Here is a 16,301-nt window from a genome sequence, read left to right as displayed (position 1 = left end):
CGTACGTTGTCAGGCCGACAGCGCCGGTTGCCGCGCGCGAGGATCAGTTCGCGGTCTGCGGGCGCAGTTCGTCGCGGGTGGGTGCGGGGTGGAAGGCGCCCTGCCCGAACAGCAGTCGTTGGGCTGCGAAGGCCGCTGCCAGCACGGCCGCACCGGCGACGCCATCGAGGATGAAGTGGTTGGCCGTGCCGACCACGACCACGAAGGTCATCATCGGATACACGATGCCGAGGACGCGTAGCCACGGTCGCCGCGCGATCGAGAAGACGCACAGGCCCACCCAGAGTGCCCACGCGCAATGCAGGCTCGGCATCGCGGCGAACTGGTTGGTGGAACTGGCGACCGTCGGGTCCGACCAGGAACCCCAGGCGCCGTAGGTCACCAGCGTGTCGGTGAATCCGGCCCCCGGCAGCAACCGCGGGGGAGCCATCGGCAACAGGTAGAAACCGACCAGGCCGAGGACCGTGGTGCCGACCAGGACGGTGCGCGCCGCCCGGTAGTAGCGCTTGTGGACGCGGAAGATCCAGATGAGCGTCAGCGCGGTCACCGGCAGATGCAAGTAGGTGTAGTAGGCGTTGAAGCCGTGCGCGAGTATCGATTGCCCGGCGACGAACCGGTTGACCGAGAGCTCGAGGTCACCGGTCAGCTGTTGGGTCAGATCGAGCACCTGGTGGCCGCGGTTGTACGCCTCGTCCTGACGGGCAGGCACCAGGTTACGCAGCCGTTCGTAGACGACGTTCAGGACGACGATGATCGAGATCTCCACCCACCATCTCGGGGAGCGGTGGGTGCGGAGCGTGACAGGGAGGAGCGCCCGATGCCGCCTGCCCCCCCTGGTCGCGACTGTCGCGACAGTTCCCCCAACGCTGTTCACGCTGCTTGACACCAGGTAAGTGTCTCCTTCTCGACCCTTGTTTGCCAATTGTTTGCCCGCCGGCGGTTGCCTACGACGACGACGAGTCCGAATCGCGGTCTGCGCAGGGGGACGCCACAAGCCGTCGTTACGATTGTCGGGGCTCCTTCGAGCTCGCGAGCAAACGCACACGCACAGCAACCCAAGGAGATCCGCCGTGAGTTTGGTGGTCCAGAAGTACGGCGGCTCATCGGTGGCGGACGCCGACAGCATCAAGCGCGTCGCACGACGGATCGTCGACACCCGCAAGGCCGGCAACCAGGTGTGTGTCGTGGTGTCCGCGATGGGTGACACCACCGACGAACTGCACGACCTCGCCGCTGCGGTGTCCCCGGCACCGCCGGAGCGCGAACTCGACATGCTGCTGACCGCCGGTGAGCGCATCTCGGCCGCCCTGCTGTCGATGGCCATCGCCAATCTCGGCGACTCCGCCCGGTCGTTCACCGGCTCCCAGGCCGGCGTCATCACCGACGACGTGCACGGCAAGGCACGCATCATCGACATCACGCCCGGACGCATCCGCGAGGCGCTGGACGGCGGGCACATCGTGATCGTCGCCGGCTTCCAGGGCGTCAGCCAGACGACCAAGGAGATCACCACGCTCGGTCGTGGCGCCTCCGACACCACCGCCGTCGCGCTCGCGGCCGCGCTGGGTGCGGATGTCTGCGAGATCTACACCGACGTCGACGGCATCTTCACCGCCGACCCGCGCATCGTCCCGACGGCGCGCAAGATCGACCGCATCAGCAACGAGGAGATGCAGGAGATGGCCGCCTCGGGCGCCAAGATCCTGATGCTGCGCTGCGTGGAGTACGCACGACGGTTCAACATGCCGATCCACGTGCGCTCCTCGTTCAGTCACCGTGAAGGCACCTGGGTCGTCGACAACGACTCGCGCAACAACCAAGGAGAAGAAGGCGTGGAAGACCCGATCATCGCCGGCGTCGCGCACGACCGCAGCGAAGCCAAGGTCACCGTCGTCGGGGTCAAGGACTCCCCGGGTGTGGCCGCCAAGATCTTCCAGACGATCGCAGCCGCACAGATCAACATCGACATGATCGTGCAGAACGTCTCGGCGCTCGACACAGGTCTGACCGATGTCTCTTTCACCTGCCCCAAGGGCGACGGTCAGAAGGCCGTCGAGGTGCTGCAGGCCGCCAAGGACTCCATCGGTTACGACCAGCTCCAGTACGACGACCAGGTCGGCAAGCTGTCGCTCGTCGGATCCGGCATGCGTTCGCACCCGGGTGTCAGCGCCACCCTGTTCCAGGCACTCGCCGACAACGGCATCAACATCGAGATGATCAGCACCTCCGAGATCCGCGTCTCGGTCGTGACCAAGGATGACCAGTTGGACGACGCCGTCCGCGCCGTTCACACCGCGTTCGGACTCGACTCGGCCGACGGTGAAGCGGTCGTTTACGGAGGTACGGGCCGATGAACGAGGCGAAGAAGTTGAACGTCGGCATCGTCGGTGCCACCGGACAGGTCGGCGGCGTCGTGCTGCAGATCCTGGCCGACCGCGACTTCCCCGTGGGTGACCTGCGCCTGTTCGCGTCCGCGCGTTCGGCAGGCAAGACCATTGAGTGGCAAGGCCGTTCGATCGAGGTGGAGGACGCCGAGACAGCCGACCCGTCGGGTCTCGACATCGCCATCTTCTCCGCCGGAGGGGCGACCTCGAAGGCACTGGCGCCGAAGTTCGCCGCCGCCGGTGTGACCGTGATCGACAACTCGTCGGCCTGGCGCATGGACCCCGAGGTGCCGCTCGTCGTCACCGAGGTGAACCCGAACGAGGCGCTCTCGCCCGCCAAGGGCATCATCGCCAACCCGAACTGCACCACCATGGCCGCGATGCCGGTGCTCAAGCCGCTGTCCGACCAGGCAGATCTGCGTCGGTTGACGGTTGCCACCTACCAGGCTGTTTCCGGCTCGGGTCTCGCCGGTGTCGAGGAGCTTGCCGGCCAGGTGCGCCAGGGCGTGGAGTCCGGCAACCTCGAGCAACTGGCCCACGAGGGTTCGTCGGTCGAACTCGGCCCGGCCAAGAAGTACGTGGCTCCGATCGCTTTCAACGTCGTCGCCCTCGCGGGTAACGTCGTCGAGGACGGATCGGGGGAGACGGATGAGGAACAGAAGCTGCGCAACGAGAGTCGCAAGATTCTCGGTCTGCCCGACCTGCTGGTCGCCGGCACCTGCGTCCGCGTCCCTGTCTTCTCGGGTCACTCGCTGGCGATCCACGCCGAGTTCGACAAGCCGATCACGCCGGACGAGGCCCGTTCGCTGCTGGCCGACGCCCCCGGCGTCGAGCTCGCCGACGTCCCGACTCCGCTCGATGCTGCCGGCGCCGACCCGTCGTACGTCGGACGGATTCGGCAGGACCAGTCCGTCCCCGACGGCAAGGGTCTGGTGCTGTTCATCTCCAACGACAACCTGCGCAAGGGTGCCGCGCTCAACACCGTGCAGATCGCCGAGGTCATCGCTTCGGGGACGTGAGGCCCGATGAACGGTCGCCGACCTGTTCTCGCCGTCGTGGGTGCGACGGGGGTGGTCGGACAGACCCTGGTCTCGATGTTGCCCACCCGTCCCGACGTCTGGGGCGAGGTGCGGCTGCTCGCGTCCGGACACTCCCACGGAGCAACGATGCAGGCGCTCGGCCAGGAACTGCCTGTCCAGGAGTTGGCGGAGGCGAACTTCGACGACGTCGACGTTTGCATCCTCAGCGTGCCGATCGATGTCGCCCGCACCTGGGCGCCGATCATCGCGCGAGCCGGCACCGTCGTCATCGACAACTCCGGGGCCCACACGGTCAACCCGACCGTGCCGTTGGTGGTGCCGGAGATCAATCCGGATGCAGCCCGCGGCGAGGGCGGGCGGATCATCGCCAGTCCCGGGGGCACGACCTTGCTGATGGCCAACACGCTCGCGACTTTGCACGAGGTCTGGCATCTGCGCGAGGTCGTCGCCGCCACGTACCAGGCCGTGTCCGACGCCGGTGTCCGCGGCGTTCATCGCCTGTACGACGAGACCGCCGAGCTTGCCGGGAACCGAGGCGTCGGTCAGACTCCGGGCGATGTGCGTCGCTTCGTGTCCGACATCGACGGGCGCTCACCGTTCCCGGCGCCGGTGGCGTTCAACGTGATTCCGTGGGTCGGTGGCCCGGGCGACGGACGTTGGTCGAGTACCGAACTGCGTGTCCGCGAAGAGGTGCGCGCCATCCTGGGTGAACCCGATCTGCGGATGGCGACCACCTGCGTCCAGGTGCCGGTCACGACCACCCACTCGGCCTCGCTGCATCTGAGCTTCGAGCGACGACTCACGCGGGCGGACGCCGTCCGCGCGCTGACCGAGAGATCCAACTCCGTTGTCGTCCTGGACGATCCGTTGCGGCAGGAGTGGCCGACGCCCGTCGACGTCGTCGGCACGGACCCGGTGTTCGTCGGACGGGTCAGGCAGCCCGGTGACTTCCCGCGCGCCCTCGAACTCTTCGTCTGCGTCGACAACCTGCGCAAGGGGTCGGCGCTCAACATGATCCAACTCGCGGAGCTCGTTGCGAGCTGAACGGCGGACGTCCGGATTTGGTCACGATTGCGCTGCGTAACGTCCCAAATGCCCGCATGTCATTACATTGATGTGTTCATGTGACTTAGGGTGTCCGCCATGACGCAGCAGAATGCCGCCGAGGGGCAGCCCGCGGATCTGAGCAAAGCGGGGCGTGACGGGCAGGCCGGTCGGCCGTTGGTCGTCCTGGAGAACGTGAACAAGCACTTCGGTGATCTGCACGTGTTGCGGGACATCGACCTGACCGTTCACCAGGGTGAGGTCGTCGTCGTCCTTGGCCCTTCCGGGTCGGGTAAGTCGACGCTGTGTCGCACGATCAACCGCCTGGAGACCTACGAGAGCGGGTCGATCACGATCGACGGCATTCCGCTGCCGGAAGAAGGCGCGGGCCTGGCCAGGCTTCGTGCGGACGTCGGCATGGTCTTCCAGTCGTTCAACCTGTTCTCGCACAAGACGATCCTGCAGAACGTCACGCTCGGGCCGATCAAGGTGCGCAAGATGAAGGCCAAGGAGGCCGAGTCGCGCGCGATGGAACTGCTGAAGCGCGTGGGTGTCGACCACCAGGCGAACAAGTATCCGGCGCAGTTGTCCGGTGGACAGCAGCAGCGCGTGGCGATCGCGCGGTCGCTCGCGATGGAGCCCAAGGTGATGCTCTTCGACGAGCCGACCTCGGCACTCGACCCCGAGATGATCAACGAGGTGCTCGACGTCATGGGGCAGCTCGCCAAGGAGGGCATGACGATGATCGTCGTGACCCACGAGATGGGCTTCGCGCGCCGTGCCGCCGACCGCGTCGTCTTCATGGCCGACGGCCAGATCCTCGAGCAGGAGACGCCCGAGGAGTTCTTCGACAACCCCAAGACCGATCGCGCCAAGGACTTCCTGTCCAAGATCCTGGCGCACTGAGCACGCTCACCCACAGTCCCGGGATGACAACCATCCCGTCAGCAGGAGGAGAATCATGAAGTTCCGTTCCGCTTCCGCGGTCGCCATGATGGCCGCAGCATCCCTGACCCTCGCCGCCTGCGGCGGAGACGACTCGTCCGGCTCGGGGGAGAAGATCAAGATCGGTGTGAAGTTCGACCAGCCTGGTCTGGGCTTCAAGGAGGGCACCAAGAACTCCGGCTTCGACGTCGCCGTCGCCAAGTACGTCGCCGGCAAGATGGGCTTCAAGGAAGACCAGATCCAGTTCGTCGAGTCGCCCTCGAAGCAGCGCGAGAAGATGCTGGCCGCGGGCACCGTCAAGATGATCTTCGCGACCTACTCGATCACCGACAAGCGCAAGGCACAGGTCTCCTTCGGCGGCCCGTACTTCGTCGCCGGCCAGTCCGTGTTGGTGAAGTCCGACAGTGACATCAACAGCGTCGACGCGCTCAAGGGCAAGCGGGTCTGCTCGGTCACCGGTTCGACCTCGGTCGACAACCTGAAGAAGAAGCAGCCGGCTCTGGTGCCGCAGAAGTACGACACCTACTCCGCCTGCGCCACCGCGCTGAAGTCGGGCGCTGTCGACGCGATGACCACGGACGACGCGATCCTCGCCGGGTACTCCAACCAGGCGGCGTACAAGGGTGCCTTCAAGCTCGTCGGTGGCACCTTCTCCACCGAGAAGTACGGCGTCGGCCTGAAGAAGGGCGACAAGGACACCTGCACCAAGGTCAACTCCGCGATCCAGGAAATGATCAAGGACGGGTCGTGGGAGAAGGCGCTGAAGGAGAACCTGGGCGCCGACTACAAGTACAACACCACCGAGAACCCGCCGAAGTCCCTCGAGACCTGCGCGTGATCGGTGCCGCGTCGGTGTCGGTCATGCCGGCACCGACGCGGTTTCCCTTTCGTGACTTCGAAAGGCAGTGATGTCACAACTCATCAACGAGTACCACCTGCTGTCGGCTTTCTGGATGACCATCAAGCTGACGGTCCTGGCAGCGATCGGCAGCCTCGTCCTGGGCACGATCATCGCGGTGCTGCGCATGTCGCCGGTGCCGATGTTGCGCTTCCTGGGCACCTCCTACGTCAACGTCTTCCGCAACCTGCCGCTGACGTTGATCATCCTGTCGATGAACCTGGTCCTGTGGGCGCAGCTGAGCATCAGCCTCGCCGACAGCAAGGACCCCGCGTACCTCGACATCAACAACTTCCGGTTGGCGGTGCTCGGTCTGGTGATCTACCACGCCGCGTATGTCTGTGAGTCGCTGCGCAGTGGCGTCAACACGATCCCGCTCGGGCAGGCCGAGGCCGCCCGCTCCATCGGGCTCACCTTCGGTCAGTCGCTGAAGGAGGTCGTGCTGCCGCAGGCGTTCCGCGGCGCGGTGGTGCCGCTGGGCAACACCCTGATCGCGCTCACCAAGAACACGACGATCGCGGTCGTCATCGGTGTGGCAGAGATGGCAGCCCTGCTGACCGCGGTCACCGAGAAAGACCCCGGCCTGCTGAACCAGGCGTTCCTGGCCACGGCCGGACTGTTCGTCCTGCTGACCCTCCCCACCGGCGTCCTCATCGGGCACCTCGGTAAGAAGCTGGCGGTGAAGCGATGAGCGCCTCGGTTCTGTTCGATGCACCCGGCCCGAAGGCTCGCCGCCGGCACATGATGCTCACCGTCGTCGGTGTGCTGTTGTTCTTGGTCGGAATGTTCCTGGTCTACAAGCGGCTGGACGACAAGGGCCAGTTCGCGTCGGCGCTGTGGAAGCCGCTGACCACCGGCACCGTCTGGCAGTCCCTGCTCGAGGGCCTGGTCGGCACGCTCAAGGCGGCCGCGATCGCGATCGTGATCGCCGGTGTCCTGGGTGTGATCTTCGCCCTCGGCCGGATGTCGGAGATCGCGCCGCTGCGCTGGATCTGCTCGGTGTTCGTGGAGATCTTCCGCGCAGTCCCGGTGCTGTTGATGATGCTGTTCAGCTACGGCTACCTGTCCACCAGTGGTGCCGTGGACGACGAACTGGCCCCGTTGTACGCGACCGTCACCGGTCTGGTGCTCTACAACTCCTCGGTGGTCGCCGAGGTCATCCGCTCCGGTGTCGACCAGTTGCCCAACGGGCAACGGGAGGCCGGTCTGTCGATCGGTCTGCGACCCAGCCAGACCCTGCGGATGGTTCAGCTGCCGCAGGCGATCACCGCGATGTTGCCGGCTTTGATCAGCCAGTTGGTCGTCGTGCTGAAGGACACCGCGCTCGGTTACAACGTGCTCTACAGCGAACTGCTGCGCACCGGCCAGGGCATCGGATCCAACAACGCGAATATCGTGCAGATGATGTTCGTGCTCGGTGTGATCTACATCCTGATCAACTACTCGCTGTCCAAGCTGGCCGAGTTCGTCGAGCGCCGGTTGAAGAACCGCGGTCGCGGATCGAGGAAGCAGCAGGTCACCGGCGGACCGGCGGTCGCTGCCGACGCAGCCGCGTAGTCCCGTTCTGCAGAAAGTCCGCAGCCTCGTCCCTTTGGGCGGGGCTGCGGACTTTCCTCATGTCTACGATCGAACGGTGATTTCGGATGTGAGTTTCGACGGTTTCCCGGTGGCAGCGCTCGACTTCTACGACGACCTCGAGCAGGACAACAGCAAGGCGTTCTGGGACGCGCACCGCTCGACCTACGAGGAGTCGGTGCGCGCGCCGTTCGAGGCTCTCGCAGCGGACCTGGAGGACGAGTTCGGGTCGGCGAAGATCTTCCGCCCGAACCGCGACATCCGGTTCAGCAAGGACAAGACCCCGTACAAGACGCATCAGGGGATGTACGTGTCCGCTGCCGAGGCCACCGGGTGGTACGTGCAGTTGTCCGCCGCCGGTGTCATGGTCGGCCTCGGGTTCTACAACGCCCCGCCGGACCGACTCGCCCTGTTGCGCAAGGTGATCGACAGCCCGAGCGGCGCGACCCTCGAGCGCATGATCGGTGATCTGACGGCGCAGGGCTGGGCGCTCGGCGGTGACACCGTCAAGACCGCGCCGCGCGGTTACAGCGCAGACAACCCGCGCATCGAACTGCTGCGACACAGGACGATGTCGCTGTCGAAGCAGTACGGCTTCGAGCCGTTCGTGCACACCCCGGAGGTGTTGACGCGGATCCGGGACGACTGGCGCACCGGCCGACCCCTTGTCGACTGGCTCGCCACTCATCTCGGCGACGATGGGACGGGTCTTCGTTGAGTGTTGCGTTGGTTTCGGCGCGCGGGACTTCCTTCGTCAGTCCCGCGGCTCAACCAGCGGAATTGGTTGGGGTTCAAGCCCACTCGCTGTTCAAGCGGTTGTCGGTCGGGTCGTCGTTGGGTGGTGCGGGGAGGGTTGGGGCTCGACGCACCTGCTGGTTGAGCCCTGGGCCTGACGCAGGAAGGCGCAGGTGCCGAAACCACGGTGCGGTGGGCTGGGACTCAGCCGGACGCTGTTCAGCTCAGAGCCCTTGGGCGTCCAGGGCTTCGGCGGTCAGAATCCGACCCAGTTCGATCATCTCCGCGGCGCGGTGGAATTCCAGCGTTCGGCACGCGTCCGAGGGCAACGTGACCAGGACGTCCGGCGGGTTGGACGCCATCCGGTACCGCGCGACCAGCGACGACATCGTGTCGAACGAGCGGTTGAAGATCTCGATCGTCGACAGGTCCTTCGGCATGCGCGACCCGAGCAGACGTGCCAGCGGGTCGGCGTCCAGGTCGGCGTCCTCGGCCGCACGGTTGGCGGTCAGTCGCGCAGACAACCGCTGCATCGTCGGCGTCTCGAGGATCTCGTTGGTGCTCCGGCGAACTCGGCGAGCTCCTCGGGTCAACGCCTCGCTGCTTCCGATGATGGTGCGCAGCGGCGAGAGCGGCACACCCTCGTTCACGCCCTGACTTTGGCGAACACCGTTGAGCGAGATCGCGATCGTGATGTCGGAGGACACCGCGCGCGTGGGTTCGACGGGGATCGGGTTCATCAGGCCGCCGTCGACCAACATTCGTCCGTCGACGGTGATCGGGTGGATGACTCCGGGCATCGCGATCGATGCACGCACTGCGATGTCGGCCGGACCCTTCTGGAACCACACCTCGCGGCGTCCGTCGAGGTCGGTGGCGACGGCGGTGAACGGGATCGGGAAGTCCTCGATCTGCGAATCGGCAAGCAGTGCACCGATCTTCGTCAGGATGCGCTCGGCTCGGACCACACCCGGGCCGCCGAGGCTCGGGTCGACCAGCCGCAGGATGTCGCGCTGGGTGAGACTGAGCGCCCACTCCTTGAGGTTGTCCATCCGGCCGGACGCGGCGAAGCTGCCGACGAGAGCGCCCATCGAGGTGCCGGCGATCGTGACGACCTCGTGGCCGCGTTCGGCGATCACTTCGAGGGCGCCGATGTGGGCGTAGCCGCGGGCACCACCGGAGCCGAGTGCGATGGCAACTCTCTTCCCGGGTGTCATGACTGCAACTGTAGGACGGTGTGGCGTGGCACCAGTCGGCTGCCGGCACCGTGTGTGGCCGCCATGGTGACCGCGGTCACATGATGGATAGCATCGAGGCTGGTTCACCTCGACACAACGAAAGTGCGGTCATGGACAAGGTTGTTGCGTCCGCGGCGCAGGCGGTGGCCGACATCGGCCCCGGTTCCTCGCTCGCGGTCGGCGGATTCGGGCTCTGCGGCATCCCGACGGTTCTCATCAAGGCGCTGCACGACGCCGGCGCGGACGACCTGAAAGTGATCTCCAACAACTGCGGCGTTGACGGTGCCGGCCTGGGAATCCTGTTGGCCGACAAGCGGATCAGCCTCGTCCAGGCGTCTTATGTCGGTGAGAACAAGGAGTTCGCGCGGCAGTACCTGTCCGGCGAGCTCGAGGTTCGCCTGACCCCGCAGGGCACCCTGGCCGAGAAGATGCGCGCCGGTGGTGCCGGCATCCCCGCGTTCTACACGCAGACCGGTGTCGGCACTCAGGTGGCCGAGGGCGGCATGCCGTGGAAGTACGACGCCGACGGAGGTACCGAGATCGAGTCGCCGCCGAAGGAGACCCGCACCTTCGACAGCCTCGGCGCAGAGCACGAGTACGTGCTCGAGGAGTCGATCGTCACCGACTTCGCGCTGGTGCGTGCCTGCAAGGGTGACCGTCACGGCAACCTCGTCTTCCGCACGTCGGCCCGCAACTTCAACCCGGCCTGTGCGATGGCCGGGCGCGTCACGATCGCCGAGGTCGAGCACCTCGTCGAGCCCGGTGAGATCGAGCCGGACGAAGTGCACCTGCCGGGCATCTACGTCCACCGCGTCGTGCCCCTGACGCCCGAGCAGGCGCAGGACAAGTTGATCGAGCGCACGACCACCCGTCAGCGTCCGGGCGCCGGCGCGGCCGGTGGCTCGGAGAACGTCGCAGAAAGCAAGGAGGCCTGAGATGGCTCTGTCCCGTGAACAGATGGCGGGTCGTGCGGCGCAGGAGCTGCAGGACGGCGACTACGTCAATCTCGGCATCGGCCTGCCGACGCTCGTGCCCAACTACGTGGCCGACGACGTCGAACTCGTGCTGCAGTCCGAGAACGGCATCCTCGGCACCGGTGCCTATCCCTTCGAGGGGGAGGAGGACGCCGACCTCATCAACGCCGGCAAGGAGACGGTCACCCTGCGAAAGGGGGCGAGCATCTTCGACTCCTCGACCAGCTTCGGGATGATCCGCGGCGGCAAGGTCGACGCCGCGATCCTCGGCGCCATGCAGGTGAGCGCGGTCGGCGACATCGCCAACTGGATGATCCCCGGCAAGATGGTCAAAGGAATGGGCGGGGCGATGGACCTGGTCCACGGCGCGAAGAAGGTCATCGTGCTGATGGAGCACGTCGCCAAGGACGGCAGCCACAAGATCGTGCAGGAGTGCTCGTTGCCGCTGACCGGCAAGAGAGTCGTCCAGCGCATCATCACCGACCTCGCGGTGATCGACGTGACCGACGACGGTCTCGTCGTCCGGGAGATCGTCGATGGTCTGTCGCAGGAGGAACTGCAGGAGAAGACCGGCGTTCCGCTGACCTTCGCCTGACCTCGCCGAGGCGTGCGGGCATCGACGTCGTCGCGCGTCCCGCAGGGTCTCGCCAGAGGGCGGCCACGTAATCTGCTGACCATCGGCGTCGGTGGCGATTTTTGAGGAGACATGCGGTGAGTGAGTACGACGAGTTGGTGCGTCCGGAGCACCTCGGGCCCGCGTTGGCCGAAGCGACCGGTGACGAGGCATGGAGTGAGTTCGAGGCCAAGCTGATCGCGGGCGGCAAGTCCAATCTCACCTTCGAACTGCGCTCCGGCGCAGGCGAACTCATCCTGCGCCGTCCACCGTCGGGCAAGCTGCTGCCGAGTGCTCACGACATGGGTCGTGAGGCGCGGGTGCAGAAGGCGCTCGCCGGCACGTCGGTGCCGGTGCCCGAGATCGTGCTCGTCGACGAAGGCGAGTTGCTCGGACTGCCCTGCTATGTGATGCGCAAGGTCGACGGTCACGTGATCCGCGAAGCATTCCCCGAGGGATACGCCGACTCGGTCGACGACATGCAGCGCATCGCGGGGGCGCTGGTCGATACTCAGGCCGCGCTGCACCTGACCGACCCCGACTCTGTCGGGCTTGCCGACTTCGGCAAGGCCGAGGGGTTCATGCAGCGCCAAGTGCGTCGCTGGACCGAGCAGTGGCAGCGCTCGAAGACCATCGAGATTCCGCAGATGGACGAGCTCGGACGCCGCCTGTCCTCGGGGGCGCCTGCGCCGCAGCGGGTTTCGGTCATCCACGGTGACTTCCGGCTCGACAACTGCATGATGGATCCGAAGGACCCGCGCACCGTTGCCGCGGTCCTCGACTGGGAGCTCTCGGCGCTCGGCGACCCGCTCGCCGACCTGGCGCTGACCCTCTTCTACTGGGTCGAGGAGTCGGACGAGCCGGTCGGCATCACACCGTCCATCACCCGCACGCCGGGCTTCCCGGGACGCGACTTCGTCAAGAAGCGGTACGCCGAGCGCACCGGGCTCGACCTGTCGGATCTCGGCTTCTACGAGGCGTTCGCCGCGTTCAAGCTCGCCGGCATCGTCCAGGGCATCAACGCCCGGCAGAAGGCCGGTTCGATGGCGGGCCAGAACTTCGGCGAACTCGACCACCTCGTCAAGCACATCTCCCAGAAGGGTCTGGACACCCTCGACGCATGAGCTACGTGGCTGACCGTCGTTCGTCGCGGCGGGCAAGCAGGATGATGACTACGGTCACCAGCGCCGCGACGACCGATCTGTACCAGCGAGGCGGTCACGGACGACTTCTGGTTGCCGACGGCCTTGACGAGGTTCTCGTCGTGGACCACCGTGCTCGCTGCCTGCTTCGTCGGCGGCGTAGCTCGACCACCGCCGCTGGTTGAGCCGTGGGGGTGAGCTTGCGAACCCCCACGTGCCGAAACCAAGGCGAGATGCGCTGGGGCTCAGCCGGTGTAGCCGAACACGAGGGCCGAGTACGGGCCGATGTTGACCGTCGCTGCAGCCGGCTCGCCTTCCGCGGTCACCGATCCTGCTGCGACTGAACCGAACTCGTCGGAGTAGCTCGTGCCGTCGGTGTTCAGCAACAGTTCCCAACCACCCGCGCCCGGGAAGCGCACCGGAACGTCGGAGCGTGCCTCGCCGCTGAAGTTCAGCACCACGACGACGCTGTCGTTCGGGCCGCCCTGCGCCCAGCGGTGGTAGGCGATGACGTTGGCGTGGTCGTCCGCGCTGACGACCTCGGTGTGTTGACCACGCAGTCCGGCACTGCGTCCGGTTGCGTTGCGGCGCAACGCGATCAGGTCGCGCCAGATGTCGACCACGCCGGGCACCTGCTCGGTGAGCGACCAGTCGAGCGGGACCGTGTCCTGGAACCAGCCGTCCTGCAGGAACTCCTGACCCATGAACAGCATCGGGATGCCGGGGGAGGTCAGCATCGTCGCGGCACCGAGCGTGGCCATCTTCTGGGCGAGCTCGCCGGACGTGTCGTCGGGCGCGACCTCCAGCGGCACGCGCGCCTTGCCGTTTGCCACCTCGTCGTGCGACTCGGTGTAGATGACCCGCTGGAACGCGTCGTCGTTGTACTTCTGCAGGATCGCTCCTGCGAGTGCCTCCAGCGAGCGGTGTTCGTCGGTGGACGCCTTCAGCGCCTCACGCACCGGGTGCACGAACGCACCGTCCCACTGGGCGTGGAAAGCGGCGCCGGCCTCGTCCGTCGAGCTGACCGCGGGGTTCTGCTGCATGTCCTCGGCGATCAGGATGCGGTCCGGGAACTCCTGTCGCACAGCGGAGTTGACCTCCCGCATCATCGCCCAACCCTCGGGGATGTCCATGCCTGAGCCGTCCTTGCTGCGGATGTACGGCGTCATGTCGAACCGCAGACCGTCGGCGTGGAAATCGCGCAACCACATGAGGGCGTTGTCGCGGATGAACGCGCGCACCTCCGGGCGTCCGTAATCGGGGCGGGTGTCGCCCCACGGCGTCGAGGACCGCTCGTCGTTGTAGAAGTAGATGCCGCCCTTGCCGTTCTCCGACCAACCGTCGAACTGCCAGGTCGGCAGGTCGCTCGGACCGAAGTGGTTGTAGACGACGTCGACGATGACCGCGAGGTCACGCTCGTGCGCGGCCTTGACGAGATTCTTCAGACCGTCGGGCCCGCCGAGCACTGATTCCACCGCGAACAGGTGGGCCGGGTTGTACCCCCAGGAGTCGTCGCCTGCCCATTCCATGACCGGCATGAGCTCGATCACGTTGACTCCCAACGACTTCAGGTAGTCCAGGCGCTCGCCGACGGACTCGAACGAGCCGCGTCCCTGCTCGGCGTTGAACGAGCCGACGTGCAATTCGTAGATGACCACGTCGTCGATCGAGTCGAGCTTGGGGGCGTCGTTGCCCCAGTCGTACGTGCCGTGGTCGTAGACGATCCCGTTGCCGACCGAGTTGGTCACCTTGCGGGCATACGGGTCGATGCGCTGGAAGGACTGACCGCCGGCGGTGAGCTCGTACTTGTACTCCTGGCCGACCTCCGCCTTGGTCTCGGCGTACCAGTGACCGTTGCCCTCGGACTCCATGACGGTCGCGCCGCCGTCCCAGCCGTTGAAGTCGCCGACGACGGCCACGCGTTCTGCGTGGGGAGCCCACACTCGGAAGGCGACGCCGCCTTCGAAGGGGATCGCTCCCATCCCTGCCTGCTGACCCATCGGTGTCTCCTGAACTCGACGCGAACTGCCCGGCCGGACGGCCGTGCGCCAGCGTACGTGGCGACGGACGCCGGGCGGGGTGACCGGAATGTGGGCGATACCACTGGGTACTCCCGACGAGTGCGAAATTTTCCCTTTCTCACTCTGGCCCAGGGGGTCAGGCAGTCGTAGATTCAACTGTCGACTCGGGCAGCACCAGCAGGAAGGCTCTCGCCATGAGCATGATGCGTACGAAGACGGTCGAGCAATCGATCGCCGAGGGTGACGAACCGGAGTACCAACTCAAGAAGCGGCTCACCGCGCTCGACCTCACGGTGTTCGGCGTCGGCGTCGTCATCGGCGCAGGCATCTTCACGGTGGCCGGTAAAGCCGCCAACGAACTCGCCGGTCCGGCAGTGGTTCTTTCCTTCATCATCGCCGCGTTCTGTTGCAGCCTGGCTGCCCTCTGTTATGCGGAGTTCGCGTCGGCGATCCCGGTCTCCGGCTCGGCCTACACCTTCAGCTATGCATCACTGGGTGAGATCATCGCGTGGATCATCGGGTGGGACCTCCTGCTCGAGTTGATGCTCGGTGCAGCTGTCGTCGCGCAGGGTTGGTCGGCCTATCTCGGAGTGTTCTTCGAACAGATGGGCTGGTCGATGCCCGAGTCGATCGCGTACGGCTCGAGTTTCGACCTTCCCGCCTTTCTCCTGGTCGCGGTGCTGACGATCCTGGTCAGCGTCGGTATCAAGGAGTCGCTGCGGGTCAACCTCGCACTCGTCGCGCTGAAGGTCTTCATCGTCCTGTTCGTGATCGTCGCTGGTCTGTTCTACGTGAAGAAGGAGAACTACACGCCGTTCGTCCCGGACAGCAAGCCGGCCGAGGGCACCACGGACGTCTGGAAGCAGCCGCTGACCGAGTGGATCTTCGGCATGACACCAGCACACTTCGGTATCGCGGGCATCATGGCCGGAGCCTCGTTGGTGTTCTTCGCGTTCATCGGTTTTGACGTCGTCGCGACCACCGCCGAAGAGGCCGAGAACCCCGCTCGCGACCTGCCGCGCGGCATCATCGGTTCGCTGATCATCTGCACCCTGCTCTACTGCGGCGTCGCCTTGGTGCTGACCGGTATGCAGCCCTACAACGAGATCGCACCCAGTGCGTCCCTGTCGAAGGCCTTCGAAGCGGTCGGGCAGGACGGGTTCGCGACATTGATCGCGGCCGGTGCGGTCGCCGGTCTGACCACGGTCGTCATGACATTGCTGATCGGCGCCTCGCGTGTCATCTTTGCGATGTCGCGTGACTGGCTGCTGCCGAAGAGCCTCGGCAAGACGAACCCGAAGACCGGAACCCCGCTGCGGATCACGATGGGTCTGGGCCTGGTCATCGCCCTGGTCGCCGCGCTGACCCCGATCGGCGAACTGGAGTACATGATCAACATCGGCACGTTGAGCGCGTTCTTCCTCGTGTCGATCGCGGTCCCGGTGCTGCGTAAGAAGCGTCCCGACATGCACCGCCCGTTCAAGGTGCCGTTCAGCCCGGTGCTGCCGATCATCTCGGCGTTGATCTGTGGCTACCTCATGCTCACGCTCCCGGTCGAGACCTGGTTGCGCTTTCTCATCTGGTTGGTGCTCGGGTTCGTCATCTACTTCGTCTACGGCTATCACCGCAGCCGGCTGGCCAAGGGCTACACCGGTCCGGCGACGGAGAAGGCGAATCTCTGACGTCGACCGG

The 16,301-nt window shown here is 65.9% G+C and carries 15 protein-coding genes; 12 read left to right on the top strand and 3 right to left on the bottom strand.

The window, feature by feature from the left end; genetic code table 11:
- Positions 1–43: 43 nt before the first annotated feature.
- A complete protein-coding gene (locus ACYU8W_RS14770) occupies positions 44–766 on the bottom strand; it encodes a phosphatase PAP2 family protein (RefSeq protein ID WP_499470222.1) in 723 nt (240 codons plus the stop codon).
- A 304-nt stretch (positions 767–1,070) separates the two neighbouring features.
- Between ACYU8W_RS14770 and ACYU8W_RS14765 the strand changes: the two genes are divergently transcribed.
- From ACYU8W_RS14765 to ACYU8W_RS14730, 8 genes are all read left to right on the top strand, one after another.
- Entirely contained in the window at positions 1,071–2,354 is a 1,284-nt protein-coding gene (locus tag ACYU8W_RS14765) for an aspartate kinase (RefSeq protein ID WP_129624225.1), read from the top strand.
- Positions 2,351–3,403 carry an aspartate-semialdehyde dehydrogenase gene (locus ACYU8W_RS14760; RefSeq protein ID WP_141927481.1) on the top strand — a complete coding sequence of 351 codons (1,053 nt, stop codon included), beginning with the start codon at positions 2,351–2,353 and terminating at the stop codon, positions 3,401–3,403. The genes ACYU8W_RS14765 and ACYU8W_RS14760 overlap by 4 nt, the downstream gene beginning before the upstream one ends.
- Positions 3,404–3,409: 6 nt before the next feature.
- Positions 3,410–4,468, top strand: coding sequence for an aspartate-semialdehyde dehydrogenase (locus ACYU8W_RS14755; protein WP_499470219.1), 1,059 nt, complete (start codon positions 3,410–3,412; stop codon positions 4,466–4,468).
- Positions 4,469–4,567: 99 nt separating this feature from the next.
- Positions 4,568–5,374, top strand: a complete 807-nt coding sequence (locus ACYU8W_RS14750; protein ID WP_499470217.1) for an amino acid ABC transporter ATP-binding protein — start codon at positions 4,568–4,570, stop codon at positions 5,372–5,374.
- A 55-nt stretch (positions 5,375–5,429) separates the two neighbouring features.
- Complete coding sequence (locus tag ACYU8W_RS14745) at positions 5,430–6,251, top strand: glutamate ABC transporter substrate-binding protein (protein ID WP_129624221.1); 822 nt, start codon at positions 5,430–5,432, stop codon at positions 6,249–6,251.
- A gap of 70 nt (positions 6,252–6,321) precedes the next feature.
- Positions 6,322–7,002 carry an amino acid ABC transporter permease gene (locus ACYU8W_RS14740; RefSeq protein ID WP_129624220.1) on the top strand — a complete coding sequence of 227 codons (681 nt, stop codon included), beginning with the start codon at positions 6,322–6,324 and terminating at the stop codon, positions 7,000–7,002.
- A complete protein-coding gene (locus tag ACYU8W_RS14735; protein WP_499470216.1) occupies positions 6,999–7,868 on the top strand; it encodes an amino acid ABC transporter permease in 870 nt (289 codons plus the stop codon). Before ACYU8W_RS14740 ends, ACYU8W_RS14735 begins: the two co-directional genes overlap by 4 nt.
- Before the next feature lie 76 nt (positions 7,869–7,944).
- Positions 7,945–8,604, top strand: a complete 660-nt coding sequence (locus tag ACYU8W_RS14730) for a DUF2461 domain-containing protein (protein WP_499470215.1) — start codon at positions 7,945–7,947, stop codon at positions 8,602–8,604.
- Between the two features lie 241 nt (positions 8,605–8,845).
- Here the strand turns inward: ACYU8W_RS14730 and ACYU8W_RS14725 are convergent, their stop codons facing one another.
- The gene (locus tag ACYU8W_RS14725) at positions 8,846–9,838 is read right to left on the bottom strand and encodes a patatin-like phospholipase family protein (RefSeq protein ID WP_499470213.1); all 993 of its coding nucleotides are present in this window, start codon (positions 9,836–9,838) and stop codon (positions 8,846–8,848) included.
- Positions 9,839–9,969: 131 nt separating this feature from the next.
- Between ACYU8W_RS14725 and ACYU8W_RS14720 the strand changes: the two genes are divergently transcribed.
- From ACYU8W_RS14720 to ACYU8W_RS14710, 3 genes are all read left to right on the top strand, one after another.
- Entirely contained in the window at positions 9,970–10,794 is an 825-nt protein-coding gene (locus tag ACYU8W_RS14720) for a CoA transferase subunit A (protein WP_499470211.1), read from the top strand.
- Position 10,795: 1 nt separating this feature from the next.
- Positions 10,796–11,428 (top strand): CoA transferase subunit B, encoded by a 633-nt coding sequence (locus ACYU8W_RS14715; protein WP_499470209.1) that lies wholly within the window; start codon positions 10,796–10,798, stop codon positions 11,426–11,428.
- A 116-nt stretch (positions 11,429–11,544) separates the two neighbouring features.
- Positions 11,545–12,570, top strand: coding sequence for a phosphotransferase family protein (locus ACYU8W_RS14710; RefSeq protein ID WP_499470207.1), 1,026 nt, complete (start codon positions 11,545–11,547; stop codon positions 12,568–12,570).
- 263 nt (positions 12,571–12,833) lie between these two features.
- Here ACYU8W_RS14710 and ACYU8W_RS14705 read toward each other — a convergent pair whose 3' ends face one another.
- Complete coding sequence (locus ACYU8W_RS14705) at positions 12,834–14,588, bottom strand: alpha-amylase family glycosyl hydrolase (protein ID WP_499470205.1); 1,755 nt, start codon at positions 14,586–14,588, stop codon at positions 12,834–12,836.
- A 215-nt stretch (positions 14,589–14,803) separates the two neighbouring features.
- On the opposite strand from ACYU8W_RS14705, the gene ACYU8W_RS14700 reads away from it, so the two are divergent.
- Positions 14,804–16,291 carry an amino acid permease gene (locus ACYU8W_RS14700; RefSeq protein WP_239702530.1) on the top strand — a complete coding sequence of 496 codons (1,488 nt, stop codon included), beginning with the start codon at positions 14,804–14,806 and terminating at the stop codon, positions 16,289–16,291.
- Positions 16,292–16,301 lie beyond the last annotated feature (10 nt).

The organism is Yimella radicis, from assembly GCF_054778255.1.
Note: the sequence above shows the minus strand (reverse complement) of the source record. Positions and strands in the feature narration are given on the sequence as shown.